Genomic DNA, 17,457 nt, shown 5'->3' with positions numbered 1-17,457 from the left:
GGCATGATAAAAAAGGTGGCTTTTGCCTTTTTCTTTATTTTGTTAGTTTCCAGTTTAGTAAATGCCCAAGAGGGGGGAAATATTGAGGCTTCTGGGATAGTTGACTTAAATGTGACTTTAGTAAATGCAGGCCCCTTTTATAAGTTTGTATTAATCAATCCGGATTATGAATACACTCTAATCAGAAAAGGAAATGAGATAGTTAATGTAAACAACATGGGATTTTGGATTGCCCCCTACGAAACTTTGCAAGTAAATGTAAAAATAGATGAGGATTTATCTGTGAGTTCTGTGAGTGGAGTAGAAGGGCCAAACCTTTTCTATAGTCCGGTTTATCCAGAATTAGTGTTGTATCCACAAAAATATTACATGGTTGATACCTTCTTCATTTCCGATGGTTATGTGAAGGTAGTTGAGTATACAGGTAGTGTGAAAGTGACCGTGAAAAATCCCCTGGCAGAAGAAGTTAAGTATATTGCTGTCGGAATACCAATCCTCTTTGATGGAGCAGAGATTTATGAGTTTGAACCCGAATACACTATGAAATACAGTGAGTACGTAGATGTGATATTGTCTCAATACGCCCAGTATGTAAGAGAGTTCATGCCCACTTACCTTGATAGAGAATCTGAGAACAATACAGACCTATCGGAGCTTTCTTCAAGGGTTGTTGTTTATTCTCTAACGGATAATCTCCTGGCAAAGAGTAAAGAGAAGCCTGAAGTGGCAAAGACCGTACAAAGATCAGAGTTAAAGTTTGATTATCCTGTATGGATAGTATTTTTAGGGGGCCATGATTTTGAATATGAATACAGAGTTAAATGGGAAAATCTAATGTGGGTGAGTGAATTTGGAAGAGAAAAAGAAAAAACGTTCAGGTTTATCATGGATAGAAGAAATCCTCAATGAGGAGGCTCCCCCATTAGAGGAAATAATAAAAGATGAACATGAAGAAAAACCCCCTAGTCTGAGGGATAAGGGGGACATTTCTACGATACCTGAGGTTAAGACTCCAACTTCGTATAGAAGTAGCGAGACATGGGGAGACAGAAGTTTAGAGAGGATATTGAAAAAGACTCGTGGTCCTCCTGTGAGAACTCCTACACCCACGTATTATGGTGAAGAGGCAAAAGTACTTGATGTTTATGGCAATGTGAGAATTCTAAAAGTTAGTGGAGAGCCAATACCGATATATGAAATTCGACTTCCACAATTAAGTGAGGAGGAAGAAAAGCTGGTTAGGATAGTTCGAGATAGGGCGATCGCTGAAATTCAAATAGATCCAGAAAGCATCCCTGACCCAGAAGAAAGAAGGAGGATTTTTGGCAGGGCCGTGAAGAACATAATGAGAGAACTTGCCCCAAATGTTTCAGAAGGAAGAATGGAGATTCTAGTAAATCTAGTGGTTCAGAATATGATTGGATACGGTAAACTAGATCCATTAGTTAGAGACGATAATTTAGAAGAAGTCATGGTTATTGGGACTAGAAAGCCAGTCTATGTGTGGCATAGGAAGTTCTATATGTGCAAAACGAACATATTTTTTGACGATGAAAGAGAGATATTAAACATAATCGAACGTATAGCTAGACAGGTTGGAAGAAGGATTGACCAGCAAACACCCCTTTTAGATGCCCGTCTACCCGATGGAAGTAGAGTTAACGCAACAATTAGACCTATAAGCTTGGAAGGTCCTACGTTGACCATAAGAAAATTCAAAAAGGATCCTTTGACGATAATTGATCTTCTGAAGTATGGTACATTTAATTTGGAAATAGCATCCTTATTGTGGATCTTTGTTGATGGACTTGGAGTTAAGCCAGCAAACGTGCTCGTAGCGGGAGGAACAGGTTCGGGTAAGACAACAACTCTTAATGCATTGGCAATGTTCATTCCTCCAAGTGAACGTGTAATTAGCATAGAAGATACAGCTGAGCTCCAGCTCCCAATTGAACACTGGGTGAGGCTTGAAACTAGGCCACCAAATATCGAAGGTAGAGGAGAAATCACAATGGACGACCTAGTTAAAAATACCTTACGTATGAGGCCAGATAGGATTATTGTGGGTGAGGTCAGAGGTCCAGAGGCAAGAACGATGTTCACTGCAATGAACACGGGACATAATGGTGCTCTCTACGATTTCTCAGTTATCCAGCTATCAAATGGTAAATTTGAGCTTATCGGAAACCTCGTAGAGAAACTCTTTAAAAAGTATGCGGACAGGATCGAAACCTACAAAGACCTTGAGTACATAGTCCTTGATGAGGAAGATCGCTTCGAGGTTGTGAGTGTTGGACCTGACCTAAAGGCAGGAAAACACATTGTTTCAAAAGTTTGGAGGAGAAAGGTTAGAGAAGATGAGAAGTTGATACGTATAAAAACGAGGACAGGCAACGAGGTCATACTTACCAAGACTCATCCATTCTTTGTCTTCTCTGAGGGTGATGTTTTAAGAAAGGAAGCAGGGAAGCTTAAAGAAGGAGACAGAGTTGCAATAATGATGAATCCACCCAAACCGCCCCAAAGAAAGGCCATCATCCCACCTGAGCTTTATGTAAAGCTAAGTGATTATTATCTCGTCCCCAATGGGAAGGGCCTTTTAAAAGTCCCGAACGATGGAATACCGCCCGAAGAAGCCCAATTCTTGGCATCAATTAATTCTAATCCTGTAAAGTTGGTGAAGGAGGCCGATGGAAACTTAGCTTATCTTGCAGGAGTAATCCTTGGTGATGGGTATATAGCATCGAATGGCTACTATGTTTCAGCGACTTTTGATGATGAGGAGTACATGAGGGCTTTCATAAACGCTACCTCGAATTTCCTGCCCGGGTATTCACCGCAGGTTAGGGGCAACAGAACGAGTATGGTCGTTACCTTAGGTTCTAAAATCTTTGCAGAAATGCTTTCAAGGATATTCAATATACCCAAGGGCAAAAAGTCAGAAATATGGGACATTCCTGATATTGTTTTATCCAACGATGACCTCATGAGATATTTCATTGCCGGGCTTTTCGATGCTGATGGGTATGTAGATGAGAGCAGGCCAGCACTTATTCTCACTACCAAAAGTGAGAGTGCAGCAAGAAAAGTTTGGTATGCTCTCCAGAGGCTCGGTATAATAAGCACCGTTTCTCGTGTGAAGAATAGAGGCTTCAAAGACGGTTATATATTCAGGGTCACTGTCAGTGGGATTAGGGACTTAGAAAAGTTTGCTAAACTAGTCCCACTTAACCACTCAAGGAAGAGAAGGAAACTTGAGGAAATAATCAGGGACAAAAAATCCTATCGTGGAAGGAGGACATATCGCGTTCCAATATCGAGTGCAATGATAAAACCGCTTCGTGAAAGGCTCGGGCTAACTGTTGCAGAGCTTTCAAAAATGGCATCACACTATGCTGATGAAAAAATCTCAGAGAGTCTTATAAGGCATGTGGAGAAAGGAAGATCCAAGGAAATAAGACGTTCAGCGCTTAAGGGGATTGCTCTTGCATTCCAACAGATTGCAAAAGATCTTGGTGATGAAGAAGCCTGGGTTACTGCTAAGAGACTTCAACTGATAGCTGAGGGTGATGTCTACTGGGATGAGGTTATAAGTGTTGAGGAAGTCGATCCGAAGGAGCTTGGCATCGAGTATCTCTACGATTTGACTGTTGACGATGACCACAACTATGTGGCTAATGGAATTCTAGTATCTAACTGTATGGGAACAATACACTCCAACTCCGCCAGAGAGACTATTGTTAGGCTTGAGAGTCCTCCCATGAACGTTCCGAGAATTATGATTCCAGCTCTTGATGTCATCATAATGCAAGTGAGATTCAACAACAGAAAGAAAGGAACTATAAGAAGAATAACTGAGATTGCAGAGGTTTCAGGAATAGAAGGAGAAAGCGTTCAACTAAATACAATCTACAAGTACAATCCAGCAAAGGATGAACTTTATCACACTGGAGTTCCAAGCAGGGTCATGAACCAGCTTGCTGAACATACTGGGCTCACCACAGAGGAACTCTTAGAAGAGAGACTAAAGAGAGAAGTCGTTCTTCAATGGATGGTAGAAAAGGGAATAAGAAGTATCGAAGAAGTTGGGCACTATATAAGAGAATTCTACATTAATCCGGAAGAGACTTTAATGAGGATCGAAAAAGACGCTTCCCTTGAACTGACTGAGAAAGTAAGAAGAATCATATAAAGGTGAGACATTTGGGATTGAAGGCTAGAATATTGGAGTTCATAGAAAGGTTAGGACAAAAAACTATTGAGGTGAGTGAACGACCTATTCGTAGAATTCCTAAGACGCTTACATTAGAGGAAAGACTCCAACTATTGAAAAAACTCCAAGAAGAGATCAGTGAAGAAAGAGAAAAGAGATATGAAGAAGAGATTGAGGAATTAGTAGAGTGGAGAAAGAAGGAACTGGAAAAATCTTTCAGTCACAGATTTTCAGAATTCATGTTGAGGCGTTTCAGAGGTCCAGTCGAATCTTTCACAAGATCTATCAAAGGTCTAGATTATGATTTGCTTCGTGCAAATATCAAAATGAGTAAGGAACAGTACGTCGCTTTGATGATAGGAGTATCAATTTTTTCTGCCATTTTTGGGTTTATACTTGGCATTCTTCTCATTCTCCCAATTGACATATCAATAATGCTGGGACTTCTCGGTTTCATTGGTGGCTTTCTTTACATGAGGAATTATCCAAGGTTAGTGTGGAGAGGAAGAGTGATAGAGGTAGAGAAGGCGTTGCCATATGTATTGAGGCACATGGCATCTCTCCTAAGTGCAGGTGTTGGTATAGCTGAGGCTATGGTTTCAGTGGCTAATGCCGATTATGGCCCAATCTCTGAGGAATTTGATTTAATGATAAGAGACATGCATGGTGGGACCTCTTTTGAGGACGCTTTAACAAGATTTGAAGAGAGAATGGCTTCTGAAAACGTTAGCAGGGTTGTGAAGCAGATATTAAGGGCTACAAGATTCGGTGGAAACTTGGCGGATATATTATACAAACTTGCTGAGGACTTTTCCTTTGAATATAGGATGAAGCTTGTAGAATACATACAGAAGGTTAATGGTATAGCATTTGTTTACATGTTCATGACGATAATTATGCCGACACTCTTTGTTGTGGCTATACTTGCGGCATCTATGATGTCGAGAAGTGTTGTATTGCCACCCTCCGCACTAGCTGTTATCTTATTGTTTGGGTTCCCTGCCATGTCTACAATGGTAGTGTTCATGATAAAACGAAGCGAGCCGAGGTGATAAAATGCCTGAAATTACCTTTCTACATCCAATTGCGAAGGCCCTTGAAAGGGTAATTCCAAAGAGGTGGACTAGGAAGTACACCCTGTTTCTGTATTCTGCGGGCATATCATTCTTGGCACTAGAATTTTTGATAGTGTCTTTGCTACTTGCACTTTTAGTGAGTATTGTGGTCTTCATAATTTCTCCAGTCAAGCTTTATGCTCTACCTGTCTTCCTTGCTGTATTCATTGGAGTTGCGTGGGTGTATCCTTACTGGAAGCTCATCAAGAAAATTGAAAACATGGAAAACAACATTCCTGATGCGTTTTTCTATTTGGCGAGTTCTCTTAGGGCTGGAGTATCGTTTTCGGAGGCATTGGAAGAGGCCTCTACTGCTAGATTTGGAGCCTTAACAGAGGAGTTTAAAAGAACAGTCAGTGAGATAAAGAGAGGTAGGTCAACTTATGAGGCTTTAAAGGCTTTTGCACTGAGAAACAGGAGATCAATAATAATATACCGATCTACGATGATCATCCTCGAGGCCTATGAAAGAGGTGCACCAATGGCTGATGTGCTGGTAGCTGTTGCTAATGATGTTCGTGAGATCCTAAGAATAAAAAAAGAGAGAAAAGCTTCTACGGGAATGCAGACAATGTTTTTCATAATTGCAAGTGGATTCCTTGGCCCGATAATTCTCGGGATAGTCTCTCAAATTATGGGAGGCATGAATACGCCAGAGGTAGGTCTAAACCTACCGCTGGATGCTATTTATAATATTCTCTTAGCATTCGTGGCACTGCAGGCAATAGTTTCTGGATTGGGAATTGGAATAATAAGAGAAGGAAAGTTCTCAGCAGGCTTCAAATACAGCGCAATGCTTGCCGTAATGGGCGTCTTAACATTTCTCGTAGCTACTAAGGTCCAAATATCAAGCCTCGGCTTTATCTGATTTTTCTTTTTCTATGTCCACTATTTCTACTTCAAAAATCAATGTTTTTCCGGCAAGTGGATGGTTAAAGTCAAGGGTAACATTCTCTTCTCCAACAGCAGTTATTCTTGCAATTCCACTATCAGTCATAATATAGGCCCCTTCTATCGGCTCTATACCTGCTTTTTCGAATTCACTCGTTGGTACATCGATTATTAAGTCATCACGTGGCATTCCATATCCTTTTTCTGGGGGAATCGTTATGGTTTTCTTCTCTCCAACTTCCATCCCTATTAGGTCTTCGTCCATTCCAGAGATAAGCTCACCAACCCCTACATTGGCACCAAGGGGACCATAAGTCCTGTCTTCGGTATAAATACCTGCTTCTTTAGCAATATTCTCATAAGTCGTATCGAAAATTTCTCCATTCTCAAACTTCCCAATGTAATTAAAAACCACAAAATCGCCTTTTTCAACTTTCATTCTTTCCACCAACTAAATTTTCTCAAGCTTAACTCTTTCATTGCCCTTATAACATTTTTGGTCAGCGTTATACAATTTTGTGATAAAGTATATATAGGTGTTTAGCATAAATACTCCTAGGTGACGTTATATGGGAGAATTTGCGGAAATGCTTGAAAGAGAGTTCAGTGGATTGAAAACTACGGAGATTTATTCCACAAAGCTTGGTAATAGGAATATTGAGATAATTGAAGTGGAGGTAAAGGGTTCCAAAATGCTTGTAATGTTCCAAGACGAGCCAATGAAACATGAATTGCATAGATGGTCTTTAATAATCACAAGTGCGAAGAATACAAGGACAATCCAGGGAATGGACAAAATAAAAACTCTAAAAATGAGAATTAAAGAGAATGTAAGGTCGATAATGGAAGGTATGTGATTAGCTCTCACTAATTCTTTAAAGGATATTAACGCTCCTCTGGGAGAAGGTAGTATACATAGTGTGGTCTGTTGCTGAATTCATCGATGTAGACAACTGTTCCGTTCCTAGGTGGCTTGAGGTAGTGTACCTCTCCTTTTTTAGTTGTTATTGCAGCAAATGCATCGCTTTTTCTGACTCTATTTCCTACTTCTGCGATTATACTTGAGACGTATCCTTCTACGGGTAGGAGCATTAATTCATCCCCTTTGTAAAGTCTTATTTCCGTTCTTCTATCTGGCAAAACTATTATCACATCACAAACCATTCTATGCTCATATTTATCTACATAGAAATGGAATCTGTCATAGACTTCTTTTTTCATGAATTTTGCTTTTTTTACATCTATAAACGCGGGAAGCTTTTCTTCTTTCTTTAGCCTCACTTCTACGTTTTCCTGAATAATTATACAATCTACTTTTGCCTTATCATTCTCAACACATTCCTCAGCAGTGCTCTCAACGAAAAGCCGTGGGACTTTTTCCATATTCTCACCCAGCTTTTCTCCCGCTATAAAACTTTTTAAACCTATCTTTGCATAGATTTACAGATGAGAGATTATGAGGCGTAGATTGACAATCCTTTATTTTATCATTGTTCTACTAATGAGTGCCATAATAAGCTCTCAAGCTAAAATTGGAGAGATTAAAAAGGGAACTCAGGATTATTACTTAATTGGACTGTTCTTTGCTATTTTGATAGTTATTGCGGGGATAATATTAATTCAGATCTTTCTTGCAGTTGGAGATCCATTTGCCAAAGAAGGCCCAGGTTACAAAGTAAATTGGGGGATATTTCTTGCCATAATTGTTGGTTCTACCATATTGGCCCTTCCAATTCTTTACAAGCTGTATAAAACACCTTTGCCAAACGCGACTATTAACCAGACAGAAGGAATCTATCATGTTAACCAGAGTTACCGTGTCAGCTTTTATGAGAGGTATTTCCAAAACCCATTAGGCCCCTCTGTGGAAGGAAGTATTTATTTATATGCCTTTTTTGGAGTGCTTGTGGCTCTTTTGGCTTATGTTGCTGTTAGATTTTATCTTGATTTAAGGACCGCAAGGGAGAGGAGAAAACTTAAAGAGATGGTAGAGGAATTTGACAAAAAATTGGAGGAAGAAGGCATAAGTTTCCTTGGAGATCCAAATGAAATAGTTGTCAAATTGTACAAAAACGCAGTGATATGGCTCAAACTTTTGGGCATCCCTTACAGAGAAAGTTGGACTCATTGGGAACATGCTGAGAGAGTGAAGTATAAGCATGAAGCATATGTGGCCCTTGCAAAGCTATTTGAAAAAGCGAAATATGCACCTGAGAAAGTCACAATGGAAGATGCTAGAAGGGCTTATGATCTTTATATGAAGATTAAGGGGGATGTGAATGAGGTTTAACCTTGTGTTTTTCCTGGTTTTGCCATTTGTGCTGATAGCATTCTTCGCTGGTTCGTATCTAGTTAGGTGGATCGCCGTTTTAATTGCGGGTGTAATCCTGCTCGCATTCATCTTAGAAGAGACTGAACTCCCCTATATCCCGAGAAGGAGAGAGAGTAAGCGAGAAAAGAGAACCGATGTTGAAAGACTCGCCGATATTATAAAAATGGCAAAGAAGGGAACGGTTGCAAGACAAATTATTTCTGATACAGTTCTTGAAATATATGAGGTTCTAGAGGAGAATAGAGAAAAAGCAGTGGAGAGAACAAGGGAGGTTTTTGGTTCTTCATATCAAGGGGGAAACTTTTTGGAGAATCTTGAAAATGCTCTTAAAATTGTGGAGGAGGATGTAAATGAAAATAGAAGAGGTCCACGAAAAGGGAAATGAAATTTTGAATGAGGTAGGTAGGGCAATAGTTGGAAAAAGAGAAGTTTTGAAACTGATGCTGGCAACAATATTGGCAGATGGCCACATACTTATTGAAGACTTGCCAGGCTTGGCAAAAACACTAATGGCAAAGAGCTTTGCTGCGGCTTTAGGCGTTAAATTTAGAAGAGTTCAGTTTACCCCCGATTTGTTGCCTTCTGATATTCTGGGAGTTAGTGTCTTTAACCAGAAAACTCTCGAGTTTGAATTCAAAGAGGGCCCAATATTTACAAACATTCTTCTTGCAGATGAGGTCAATAGAGCGCCTCCAAAAACCCAATCTGCTCTCCTTGAGGCTATGCAAGAAAGACAGGTAACAATAGAGGGAAAAACTCGCTATCTTGAGAGACCGTTTGTGGTCATAGCAACTCAAAATCCCATAGAGCAAGAAGGGACATACCCCCTTCCAGAAGCTCAGCTAGATAGGTTTTTGGTTAGACTTAGAATAGGATATCCCACAAAGGAAGAAGAAGTCGAAATACTAAAGAGGAGAATTGGGAGAAAGAAGGAGGAGGTTGATATAAACCGGGTGAGCTCTTCTGAGGAAGTCATTAAAATGCAGAAGGCAATTGAAGAAGTTTATGTAAGTGACGCAGTGTTGGATTATATAACTGAGATAGTACGGGCTACAAGGGAGAATAAGAAGGAGATTGAAGTTGGAGCATCACCAAGGGGAAGTTTGGCCTTACTTAGGCTTTCAAGAGCTTACGCTGCTTTGGATGGAAGAGATTATGTGATTCCTGATGATGTAAAGAGAGTGGCCATTCCTGCTTTAAGTCACCGCCTTATTCTAAAGAGGGAACTCTGGTACACAAGAGTCAGCCAGGAAATGGTAGTAGAGAGAATGCTTGAGAAAATACCAGTTCCAAAATTCGAGTGAGGAATATGAGGGAGTTTTACCCAACTGGAAAGGCACTTCAACTTTTACTTGCTTTATGGTTAGGGGTATTAATAGCGTTCTTCACATTAAGATGGGACATGATTTATTTAACACTTCCAATAATGTGGCTTTTCTTCATTGCTGTGGCCTTTTTCAAACCTCGACTTGATGTAGAGATTGAGCGCATTCTTCCTCATGATAGGATCCTCGAGGGAGAGATTATAGAAGTGAAGCTTAAAGTCAAATCAAAAGAGAGGATTCCAAGCTTAAAAATAACCGAAGATGTTCCAGAAGAGCTTGAAATAATTGAAGGCAGTAAGGAATTTTTACTCTCGCTAAAAAAAGATGAGGTTAGAGAAGTTTCCTATAAAATTAAAGTTCGCAGAGGAGTTCACGAGTTCACCCGAATTAGGATGAGTTACCAAGATCCTTTTGGCTTTTTCAAAAAGGATAGGGAGGTTGAATTATACGATGAACTTATTGGCGTGCCCCTTATTGAGGATGTAATAACTCCTTATTCCACAAAGGGAACGAAAATCACCGTTGGCCCATTACCATCTCCCAGAATTGGTGAGGGGGTTGAATTTCATGCAATTAGAGAGTATCAGCCTGGAGATCCATTTAAAATAATTAACTGGAAAGCAACAGCCAAAATTGGTAAAGTAATGAGTAACGAATATGAGAGCGAAAGAAAGGTGGATGTTGTAATAGTTCTTGATGCAGGTTACCTAGGTGCTCAGGTTATAGACTATTCCGTAAGAGCAGCAGCTTCCCTTATGTTAGACTGTCTCAAAAATGGAACAAGCTTTGGTCTTCTGCTTTCTGAAAGTGTTCCCCTCTGGGCTAGAGTGGATTATGGAAAGAGGCATTTCTTTAGATGTGTTGACCTCTTGAGCACAGCAAAACCCGATAAGAACAATCTCATTGCCTATCAAGTGGAACATCTCATAAGAACCCGCTTCCCGGCAAATGCTCAGATAATTTACATTTCTCCACTTGTAAGTGAGGAAAGCAGAAAAGCCCTGAAGATGATGTACTATTATGGCTACAAGACAATAGTTGTTTCCCCTGACCCCTATTCTGCTTTAAAACCGAGAAGCAGAGAACAGGAACTTGCAATTAAGATCTTAGGCCTTAAAAGAAAAGCCTATCTCAGGAAGCTTTCTCCCTATGCGTTGATAATAGATTGGGATGTCAATAAACCTCTTAAAACAGCTATCGCGGAGGTCGTTAGCTTATGAAGATTGGAATAAGATTTTCTCCAATTCTGCTTATAGTCATGGCCATTGTTTTGTTAAATTATAGGGAAATTTTGCCTGTATTAGTACTAGCCCCATTGGTGTTTTTATCATATTTCTTTGGTACCCTATTTCTTGTAGCTCTTATAGGATTCTTAGTATATTATAAAGTAGGGAGTATTGAGGGCCTGTTTTTGGTGGCCTTGGGTCTTATTTTTATTGAATCTGCGTACTTGGACAGAGAAAAGGCCCCAAGGGAGCACTACTTAATAGTCACTGTAGCATCTCTTCTGGCAATTCCGACATACATTTTAATAGCGGGACTTTCGGCGGTCATGCCTAAGTTTGAGGTTACAGCAATTGCAGTGCTTGTTTTACTCTCCCTCTACTTGTTTTCAAGAATGGTCACAAGGGATTAGACTTCAATGCTCCAGCTTCCCTTCTTCTTCAAGACTTCTCTTGCTCTTAGCAGCCCTTGTTTTACACATTCTTCTATAGGTTTCTCTTTTGCATAATAGGCCAAAAATCCCCCGGCAAAGGCATCTCCAGCCCCAGTAGGGTCGATGATTTTGTCAATAGGGAGAGCCTTGAAGTGCATAAAGTTTTCTCCATTATATAAAAGAACACCATTTTCACCCATAGTAACCACGATAATCTCAGCTCCCCATTCATAAAGTTTTTCGATAGCTTTTTTAATGTCTCTTTCTCCAGTTATTGTCAGGGCTTCTCTTTCATTTGGAAAGATTATTTCTGATTTCGATATGATTTCCATCATAAGGTCTTTTTTAGTTCTGTAGTCTTCCATGTATGTTGGATTAAAGTCCAGACTTATTCGTCTATTCTTTAGGCGTCTTATAGCTTTAAGCTGCTCTTCAGGAGGGATTGGAGAAATATGGAAGATCTTTGCATTTAAATACTCATCGGGAATTTTTGTCTCTCCCATTTTCTGAGCTACTCCCATATCCACAGGAGCATCAACACTTCCGTCTTCATGGTAAATCATGTATATGTGAATGGTATTTCCTTCAAGAATCTGAACCCCTCTTATATCTATGATTTCCTCAAGCTTCTCGAGCCACTCCTTTGGAAAATCTTTCCCTATTTTTGTCACTAATCCCACTTTGGCACCACTTAAGGCTGCTGAAGTAGCTACAGCGGTAGCGGCTCCTCCAGGGAGAATTATCTCCTCTTTATTTGGAAAGATGACATGGTCGATTGCAACGTGTCCGAGTACTACTAATTCCATAATCGCCCTCTCTGAGCTATTGGTGAGGGATTTATTAATGTTGCTTTAGAGGTCGTTTTATATATCCTCTTGAGCCTTTCATGTAGTTTTGGTGCCAGATTCTAATGGCTTCTTCTGTTGGCATTTCACTTAAATGTAGGGCATCTTCTAATTTCTCTTGTTTTCTACTGGATGTAAAGCCAATTTCCTTTGCAAATCTCCAGACATGTCCTAAACGATAGATCCAGAGGAGGTACATATTTACGTTGTATTTGTATTCCACACCCCGGATTACAATTGGAGTGCCCTTTTTGTGGGTTTGAATTAAACGCGTGGAAATTCCAAACTTTTCTAAAAGTAGTCTTTTAGTCGTGTTGAGAAGTTCTAAATCTGAATTCGCTAGTGCTACGCGAACTTGAAACCTATTTTTGGCGCTAATCACGGGAAATCCCTCGCTATCGAATAGGCCTTGTAAGAATTCTCGAGGGTATTCCCTCGCCACTTTGAATAATTGTTCTCTGGGGCCGTTTAAAAATTGAAAAAGAGTTTTATTGCTCCCCTCCGCATACCATCTGTCAACACGTGTAGAATCGTGTTCAAAGCCGAAGGTAGTTTTAATGCATAAATTCCCTAGCGCGTTTCTGAATCTCTCCACAAATTCTCTATCAATTGCTTTTAACTTTATTATATATCTCCCATTTTTCAGTTTGGTTGTGCTCCCATCACCAAGAAAAACTCCAATAACATAAGATAAGCTTGGTGAAGGCTCGAGTGGGATTTCTTTTGTTTTATTGAATGGGTTGTGGAGCCCTTTGCACCAACGCATAACCGTTGGCTTGGAAACTCTAACTTTAAACTCTTCTCCAAGAATCGAGGCTATTCGGGAGTAACTGATGTTCTGATCTCTTAGCTCTTTAGCCCGTTGTATTACTCTATGCAACTCTTCAATATTTAATTCTTTTAAACTTCTCATAGTAAAAATGCCAACACAAGTAGTTTTAAAATTTTTGGTGGGATTGATAACCTCTTAAGAATCTCTTATTCAAAAATTGCACTGGTTTGTACATCAATGTACAAAAATGTACCTGGTAGCGGGGGGCCGATTTGAACGGCCGACCTCCGGGTTATGAGCCCGGCGGGCACTCCTAGCTGCCCCACCCCGCTGCTTGACCCGATATCTCTTATCTGATGGGAATTTATAAAGCTTACGGTTCTTATAAGGGACTACTTATTACCTTGGAATTGCTTGTCGTACGCTGTATACCTAGCATTCTAAATGTGAAGGATAGGATTTATTTAAGCCTGTGAACTACCCCGTCCGCAAGGGCAGGGTTTTGTGAGAGTTCATTTGGCATCCCGTTACCGGTAGCCTCACTCTCGCCGGCCGGTTCACGCGGCCACTACCAGCTATCCTCTCAACGGAGGAATCGCCGGCTACTTTTCAAATTGTCGAACTACTAATTACTACTAGCAAGAGTATTTAAACCTTTCGGCGCTCACTTTTTAGAGTGTTTACATCCCCCCTTTCTAAAGAGGCCTTCCCAAAAAAGATAAAAATTTCTCTGGTTGTAGTTGTTAAGCCTCAAATGAAAGGAAAAACGCTTAATGACATTTTATACTCCCTTCTCCTCTTTCGCTCCAAGAACATTTGTCTATTAGGGTCCCATCCGCTGAATAGAGATAAGCGGTATCTTTCTCATTATTCCACACAGGGAGTGAGTTTCCCCAATAGATGTCAGTTTCATTATCGGTTCCTTTCCCTGTGTGAATGGTTATCATGTCTCCAGGATTTATGACTATTTCTGGAAAAGTGAACACATGGTCTTTCTCATCCGTCAGTCTCCATCCCTTTAAATCAACGTCCTTGCACCAGATATTGGCTATTATTACATACTCATCGTTCAAGACAAATATGTCGCTAATAAATCTGCCTCCTGCATCATAGTTAACATAATAAATCACGACATTGGGAATCCCATCACAATTTTGATTTGAGTATGCTGTAAGTTCTTCGTTTATTTCAACGGAGATCTGATTTATGATCTCTTGTGGTCCGAGGTTTATTCCCGCTAAGGTGTGAAGCACAAGGAAGATTGTAAGTAAAGCTCCACTTAGCATAAATGTATATTCAATGGAACCTTGTCCTCGCATTTTTATCACCTTTAAGATTAGATCTTATCTGATTATTGAAATCATTACTTGCTGGTTATTTGACCATACTATGCTTAGCAAACCTTTAAAGTTCTTTTGTATAAAGGGTAGTGGTGATAAAATGTACCTCACGAAAGAAGAAGAGTTAATACTGGCTGGGGAGTATGGTTTTGCACTTCAAAAGGCCATGGAAATCCTCGTGGCCTTGGGAGAGATTTATGGCGCTGATAAACTTATCCCAATTAAGAGTGCTCAAGTTGCAGGAGTTTCTTACAAAAATATTGGGGATGCAGGAATAGAGTTTCTTAAGGACTTTGTAGACGCGGGGGCAAAGGTGAGTGTTTACACTACTCTAAACCCAGCGGGAATTGGGGAAGAGGTTTTCATGGAGAAGCAGAGAGAAATTTTAAACCTTTATAAGGCCATGGGCATTGAGATAACCTCTACTTGTACTCCTTATTATGGGGCAAACCTTCCTAAATTTGGGGACCATATAGCATGGAGTGAAAGCTCGGCAGTTGTTTTTGCAAACTCTATAATTGGGGCTAGAACCAATAGGGAGGGTGGTCCTTCTAGTTTGGCTGCGGCAATAGTGGGAAAAACCCCTAACTATGGACTCCATTTAGAAGAAAACAGAAAAGCAACTATAATAGTGGAGGTAGAAGCTAAAGTTAGAGGATTTGCCGATTACAGCTTTCTAGGTTATCACCTCGGTAAGGCTCTGAAAAATGACGTTCCTTACTTTAAGGGTCTCAAAGTTAAAGCTCTTGATCACTTAAAAGAGCTTGGGGCTTCAATGGCCGCCACTGGTTCAATCGCCCTCTATCACGTTGAAGGGGAGACTCCAGAGTATAAAGAAGCTTTGGTGGATAGTGTAGAGAGGCTTCAAGTGGGTGATGAAGAACTTAAAGAAGTTAAAGAGAGATTTAACGCTGAGTGGGAGGAAATAGATGCAATAGTTATAGGGTGTCCTCACGCTTCTATTCAGGAGGTAAAGGAAATTGTTGAGCTCCTTAAGATACGAGAAAAACCTTTGAAGATTCCCCTCTTAATAACCCTCAGTAGAGTTGTAAAAGCTTTAGCAGACGCTTTGGGGTATACTGATGTAATAGAGCGGTACAACGGAAAAATGATAGTTGATAGCTGTCTAATAGTCTCTCCAGTTGAAAAGTGGTATCAAGGAATAGCAACAAACAGTGGAAAGGCGAGCTTTTACTTCTCTTCCGCTGGCTTGAAAGTTAGATTAGAGAACACGGATGAACTTATACTCGGGGCACCGTGAGGTGAGAAGATGAGACTTAAGGGGAGGAAAATTTTTGGCGGAAAAGCCAAAGGTATTGCCCTAGTATCTAAAAAACCCTTGTCCTTTTTGGGAGGTGTTGATCCAAAGACAGGGATTATTAAGGATGTGGAGAGCGATATTAGAGGCGAGAGTGTGAAGAATAGAATTCTAGTTTTTCCGAGAGGGAAGGGGTCAACCGTTGGTTCTTACGTAATCTACCAGCTCAAGAAAAATGGGGTTGCACCTAGGGCAATAATTGTCGAAGAGGCTGAAACCATTGTAGCTACGGGTGCAATAATAGCCGAAATTCCCATGGTGGATAAAATAGATATAAGCAAAATCAAGACAGGGCAATTTGTTGAGGTTGATGCTGATAAAGGGGAGATCATTGTAGAGGAATAATTTTTAAGCTCTCCTTTCCAATTTCTTTTTAGTGGTGGAAAAAATGCCAAAAGGTATTTATGAATGTGTTAACTGTGGTCATAGGGAGGTTATAGATTCAAATGAGGCCCTCTTGGAGAAGGCTTGTCCTAAATGTGGATCTGACATGGTTATTGTGGGGTTTGAAATTGAACCTGTGGTTGAGGAGGGGCCTGCGAGAGATTTAATTGAAAAACTCAGTCAATTCTATTCTTTGGGAGAGACGCAGTCTAGAGGGAATGTCACTGCTTTTGAGGTTCTTGAGATAAAAGAGAGCAACTTTGAGAAAGTTCTCCGGGAACTTGAAAAGCTTGGCTATTGGGGAGCTCTAAAGAAGAAGGAAGGAAAGGTCATTCTCTACCTCTTCCCAGCCCAGGAAGTGAAGGAAGAGAACCCATTCATTGGTATAGGGCTTTTCATAGCAACTGTATTGAGCACACTCTTTGCGGGCTACTGGCTTTCGGGGTCTTATATATCATTCCTTGATGAATACAACCTACCTGGGATTAGGAACATCTATCTCAATGCCCTGGCCTTTTCGATTAGTGTTTTGGCAATTTTGGGAACGCATGAGATGGGTCACAAGATAGCGGCCACATTTCATGGAGTAAAGTCAACTTTTCCATACTTCATTCCATTCCCTAATATTCTAGGTACTCTGGGGGCAGTTATAAGAGTTAAGTCCCCAATCCCCACGCGAAATGCTGCCATAGATTTAGGCTCAAGTGGTCCCATAGCTGGGTTTATTGTCGCTATACCGGTTTTACTCATAGGTTTGAGACTTTCTCCCGCTTTACCGATGAGCGCCGTTGCTCAAGTTGAGGGAGGAATAGCATTTGGTCAGAGTTTAATAATGGTGCTCCTTGAGAGATACATCTTCAGAATTCCTGAGAATTATGTGATCTACCTTCATCCCGTGGCAATAGCTGGATGGGTTGGAATTCTAGTAACTTTCTTGAACTTAATCCCCGCAGCCCAGCTCGATGGAGGCCATATAGCCAGGGCTTTTCTTGGAGAGAAGTTCCACTCAATTTTAACCTTTGGACTCGGCTTGGCCATGATTGGTTTAAGTGTTCTATGGGCTGGCTGGCTCATATGGGGGTTCATAATATTATTGATGGGGAGAATAGGCAATCCAGGGGCCTTGGATGAGGTTAGCCCAATAACACCGAGAAGGATAGCTCTGGCCCTGATAGTACTGGCAATATTTATTTTATCAGCGACTCCAGTGCCAATAAGTGTTGTACAAGGGGGCTGATGAAGGGTTATTTCCAATTCCAGTCTGA

The 17,457-nt window shown here is 40.5% G+C and carries 18 protein-coding genes and 1 tRNA gene; 13 read left to right on the top strand and 6 right to left on the bottom strand.

Annotation, left to right across the window (positions count from 1 at the left end; translation table 11 throughout):
* Positions 1 to 3: 3 nt before the first annotated feature.
* The 4 genes from K1720_RS02550 to K1720_RS02535 are packed head-to-tail and all read left to right on the top strand — an operon-like array spanning position 4 to position 6,196.
* A complete protein-coding gene (locus K1720_RS02550) occupies positions 4 to 909 on the top strand; it encodes a hypothetical protein (RefSeq protein ID WP_251949649.1) in 906 nt (301 codons plus the stop codon).
* Positions 851 to 4,192 (top strand): ATPase, T2SS/T4P/T4SS family, encoded by a 3,342-nt coding sequence (locus K1720_RS02545; protein WP_251949648.1) that lies wholly within the window; start codon positions 851 to 853, stop codon positions 4,190 to 4,192. Before K1720_RS02550 ends, K1720_RS02545 begins: the two co-directional genes overlap by 59 nt.
* A gap of 11 nt (positions 4,193 to 4,203) precedes the next feature.
* Positions 4,204 to 5,265, top strand: coding sequence for a type II secretion system F family protein (locus K1720_RS02540; protein WP_055281093.1), 1,062 nt, complete (start codon positions 4,204 to 4,206; stop codon positions 5,263 to 5,265).
* Positions 5,266 to 5,269: 4 nt separating this feature from the next.
* Complete coding sequence (locus tag K1720_RS02535) at positions 5,270 to 6,196, top strand: type II secretion system F family protein (RefSeq protein ID WP_251949647.1); 927 nt, start codon at positions 5,270 to 5,272, stop codon at positions 6,194 to 6,196.
* Here the strand turns inward: K1720_RS02535 and K1720_RS02530 are convergent.
* A complete protein-coding gene (locus K1720_RS02530) occupies positions 6,176 to 6,658 on the bottom strand; it encodes an FKBP-type peptidyl-prolyl cis-trans isomerase (RefSeq protein WP_251949646.1) in 483 nt (160 codons plus the stop codon). The genes K1720_RS02535 and K1720_RS02530 overlap by 21 nt on opposite strands.
* 130 nt (positions 6,659 to 6,788) lie before the next feature.
* Here K1720_RS02530 and K1720_RS02525 point away from each other — a divergent pair, with 130 nt between their 5' ends.
* Entirely contained in the window at positions 6,789 to 7,076 is a 288-nt protein-coding gene (locus tag K1720_RS02525; protein WP_251949645.1) for a hypothetical protein, read from the top strand.
* Between the two features lie 28 nt (positions 7,077 to 7,104).
* Here K1720_RS02525 and K1720_RS02520 read toward each other — a convergent pair whose 3' ends face one another.
* The gene (locus K1720_RS02520; protein WP_251949644.1) at positions 7,105 to 7,602 is read right to left on the bottom strand and encodes a DUF2118 domain-containing protein; all 498 of its coding nucleotides are present in this window, start codon (positions 7,600 to 7,602) and stop codon (positions 7,105 to 7,107) included.
* A 73-nt stretch (positions 7,603 to 7,675) separates the two neighbouring features.
* Here K1720_RS02520 and K1720_RS02515 point away from each other — a divergent pair, with 73 nt between their 5' ends.
* From K1720_RS02515 to K1720_RS02495, 5 genes are read left to right on the top strand one after another with little or no spacing between them, the layout of a single operon-like run.
* On the top strand, positions 7,676 to 8,509 hold the full coding sequence (locus tag K1720_RS02515; protein WP_251949643.1) for a DUF4129 domain-containing protein: 834 nt from the start codon (positions 7,676 to 7,678) through the stop codon (positions 8,507 to 8,509).
* Positions 8,499 to 8,936 (top strand): hypothetical protein, encoded by a 438-nt coding sequence (locus K1720_RS02510; RefSeq protein WP_251949642.1) that lies wholly within the window; start codon positions 8,499 to 8,501, stop codon positions 8,934 to 8,936. The genes K1720_RS02515 and K1720_RS02510 overlap by 11 nt, the downstream gene beginning before the upstream one ends.
* Entirely contained in the window at positions 8,902 to 9,855 is a 954-nt protein-coding gene (locus tag K1720_RS02505) for an AAA family ATPase (RefSeq protein ID WP_251949641.1), read from the top strand. The genes K1720_RS02510 and K1720_RS02505 overlap by 35 nt, the downstream gene beginning before the upstream one ends.
* Positions 9,856 to 9,860: 5 nt before the next feature.
* Positions 9,861 to 11,096: a DUF58 domain-containing protein gene (locus K1720_RS02500; RefSeq protein ID WP_251949640.1), complete on the top strand. Its 1,236-nt coding sequence runs from the start codon at positions 9,861 to 9,863 to the stop codon at positions 11,094 to 11,096.
* Positions 11,093 to 11,512, top strand: coding sequence for a hypothetical protein (locus tag K1720_RS02495; protein WP_251949639.1), 420 nt, complete (start codon positions 11,093 to 11,095; stop codon positions 11,510 to 11,512). Before K1720_RS02500 ends, K1720_RS02495 begins: the two co-directional genes overlap by 4 nt.
* On the opposite strand, the gene K1720_RS02490 is transcribed toward K1720_RS02495, so the two are convergent.
* The 4 genes from K1720_RS02490 to K1720_RS02475 all read right to left on the bottom strand — a co-directional run bounded on the left by K1720_RS02490 (position 11,509) and on the right by K1720_RS02475 (position 14,469).
* Positions 11,509 to 12,339 carry a carbohydrate kinase family protein gene (locus tag K1720_RS02490; RefSeq protein WP_251949638.1) on the bottom strand — a complete coding sequence of 277 codons (831 nt, stop codon included), beginning with the start codon at positions 12,337 to 12,339 and terminating at the stop codon, positions 11,509 to 11,511. The two genes, K1720_RS02495 and K1720_RS02490, sit on opposite strands and share 4 nt — an antisense overlap.
* Before the next feature lie 34 nt (positions 12,340 to 12,373).
* Complete coding sequence (locus tag K1720_RS02485; RefSeq protein ID WP_251949637.1) at positions 12,374 to 13,291, bottom strand: LAGLIDADG family homing endonuclease; 918 nt, start codon at positions 13,289 to 13,291, stop codon at positions 12,374 to 12,376.
* 113 nt (positions 13,292 to 13,404) lie between these two features.
* Positions 13,405 to 13,482 (bottom strand) — tRNA-Met (locus K1720_RS02480).
* A 438-nt stretch (positions 13,483 to 13,920) separates the two neighbouring features.
* Positions 13,921 to 14,469: a lamin tail domain-containing protein gene (locus tag K1720_RS02475; protein WP_251949636.1), complete on the bottom strand. Its 549-nt coding sequence runs from the start codon at positions 14,467 to 14,469 to the stop codon at positions 13,921 to 13,923.
* A 121-nt stretch (positions 14,470 to 14,590) separates the two neighbouring features.
* On the opposite strand from K1720_RS02475, the gene K1720_RS02470 reads away from it, so the two are divergent.
* From K1720_RS02470 to K1720_RS02460, 3 genes are read left to right on the top strand one after another with little or no spacing between them, the layout of a single operon-like run.
* Entirely contained in the window at positions 14,591 to 15,751 is a 1,161-nt protein-coding gene (locus K1720_RS02470) for an aconitase X catalytic domain-containing protein (protein WP_251949635.1), read from the top strand.
* 9 nt (positions 15,752 to 15,760) lie between these two features.
* Positions 15,761 to 16,153 (top strand): DUF126 domain-containing protein, encoded by a 393-nt coding sequence (locus K1720_RS02465; protein WP_251949634.1) that lies wholly within the window; start codon positions 15,761 to 15,763, stop codon positions 16,151 to 16,153.
* Between the two features lie 43 nt (positions 16,154 to 16,196).
* The gene (locus tag K1720_RS02460) at positions 16,197 to 17,429 is read left to right on the top strand and encodes a site-2 protease family protein (protein WP_251949633.1); all 1,233 of its coding nucleotides are present in this window, start codon (positions 16,197 to 16,199) and stop codon (positions 17,427 to 17,429) included.
* The last annotated feature ends 28 nt before the right edge of the window (positions 17,430 to 17,457 follow it).

This window comes from Thermococcus argininiproducens (assembly GCF_023746595.1).
GTDB classification, from domain to species: domain Archaea; phylum Methanobacteriota_B; class Thermococci; order Thermococcales; family Thermococcaceae; genus Thermococcus_A; species Thermococcus_A argininiproducens.
This window is presented reverse-complemented; position numbering and strand designations above follow the sequence as displayed.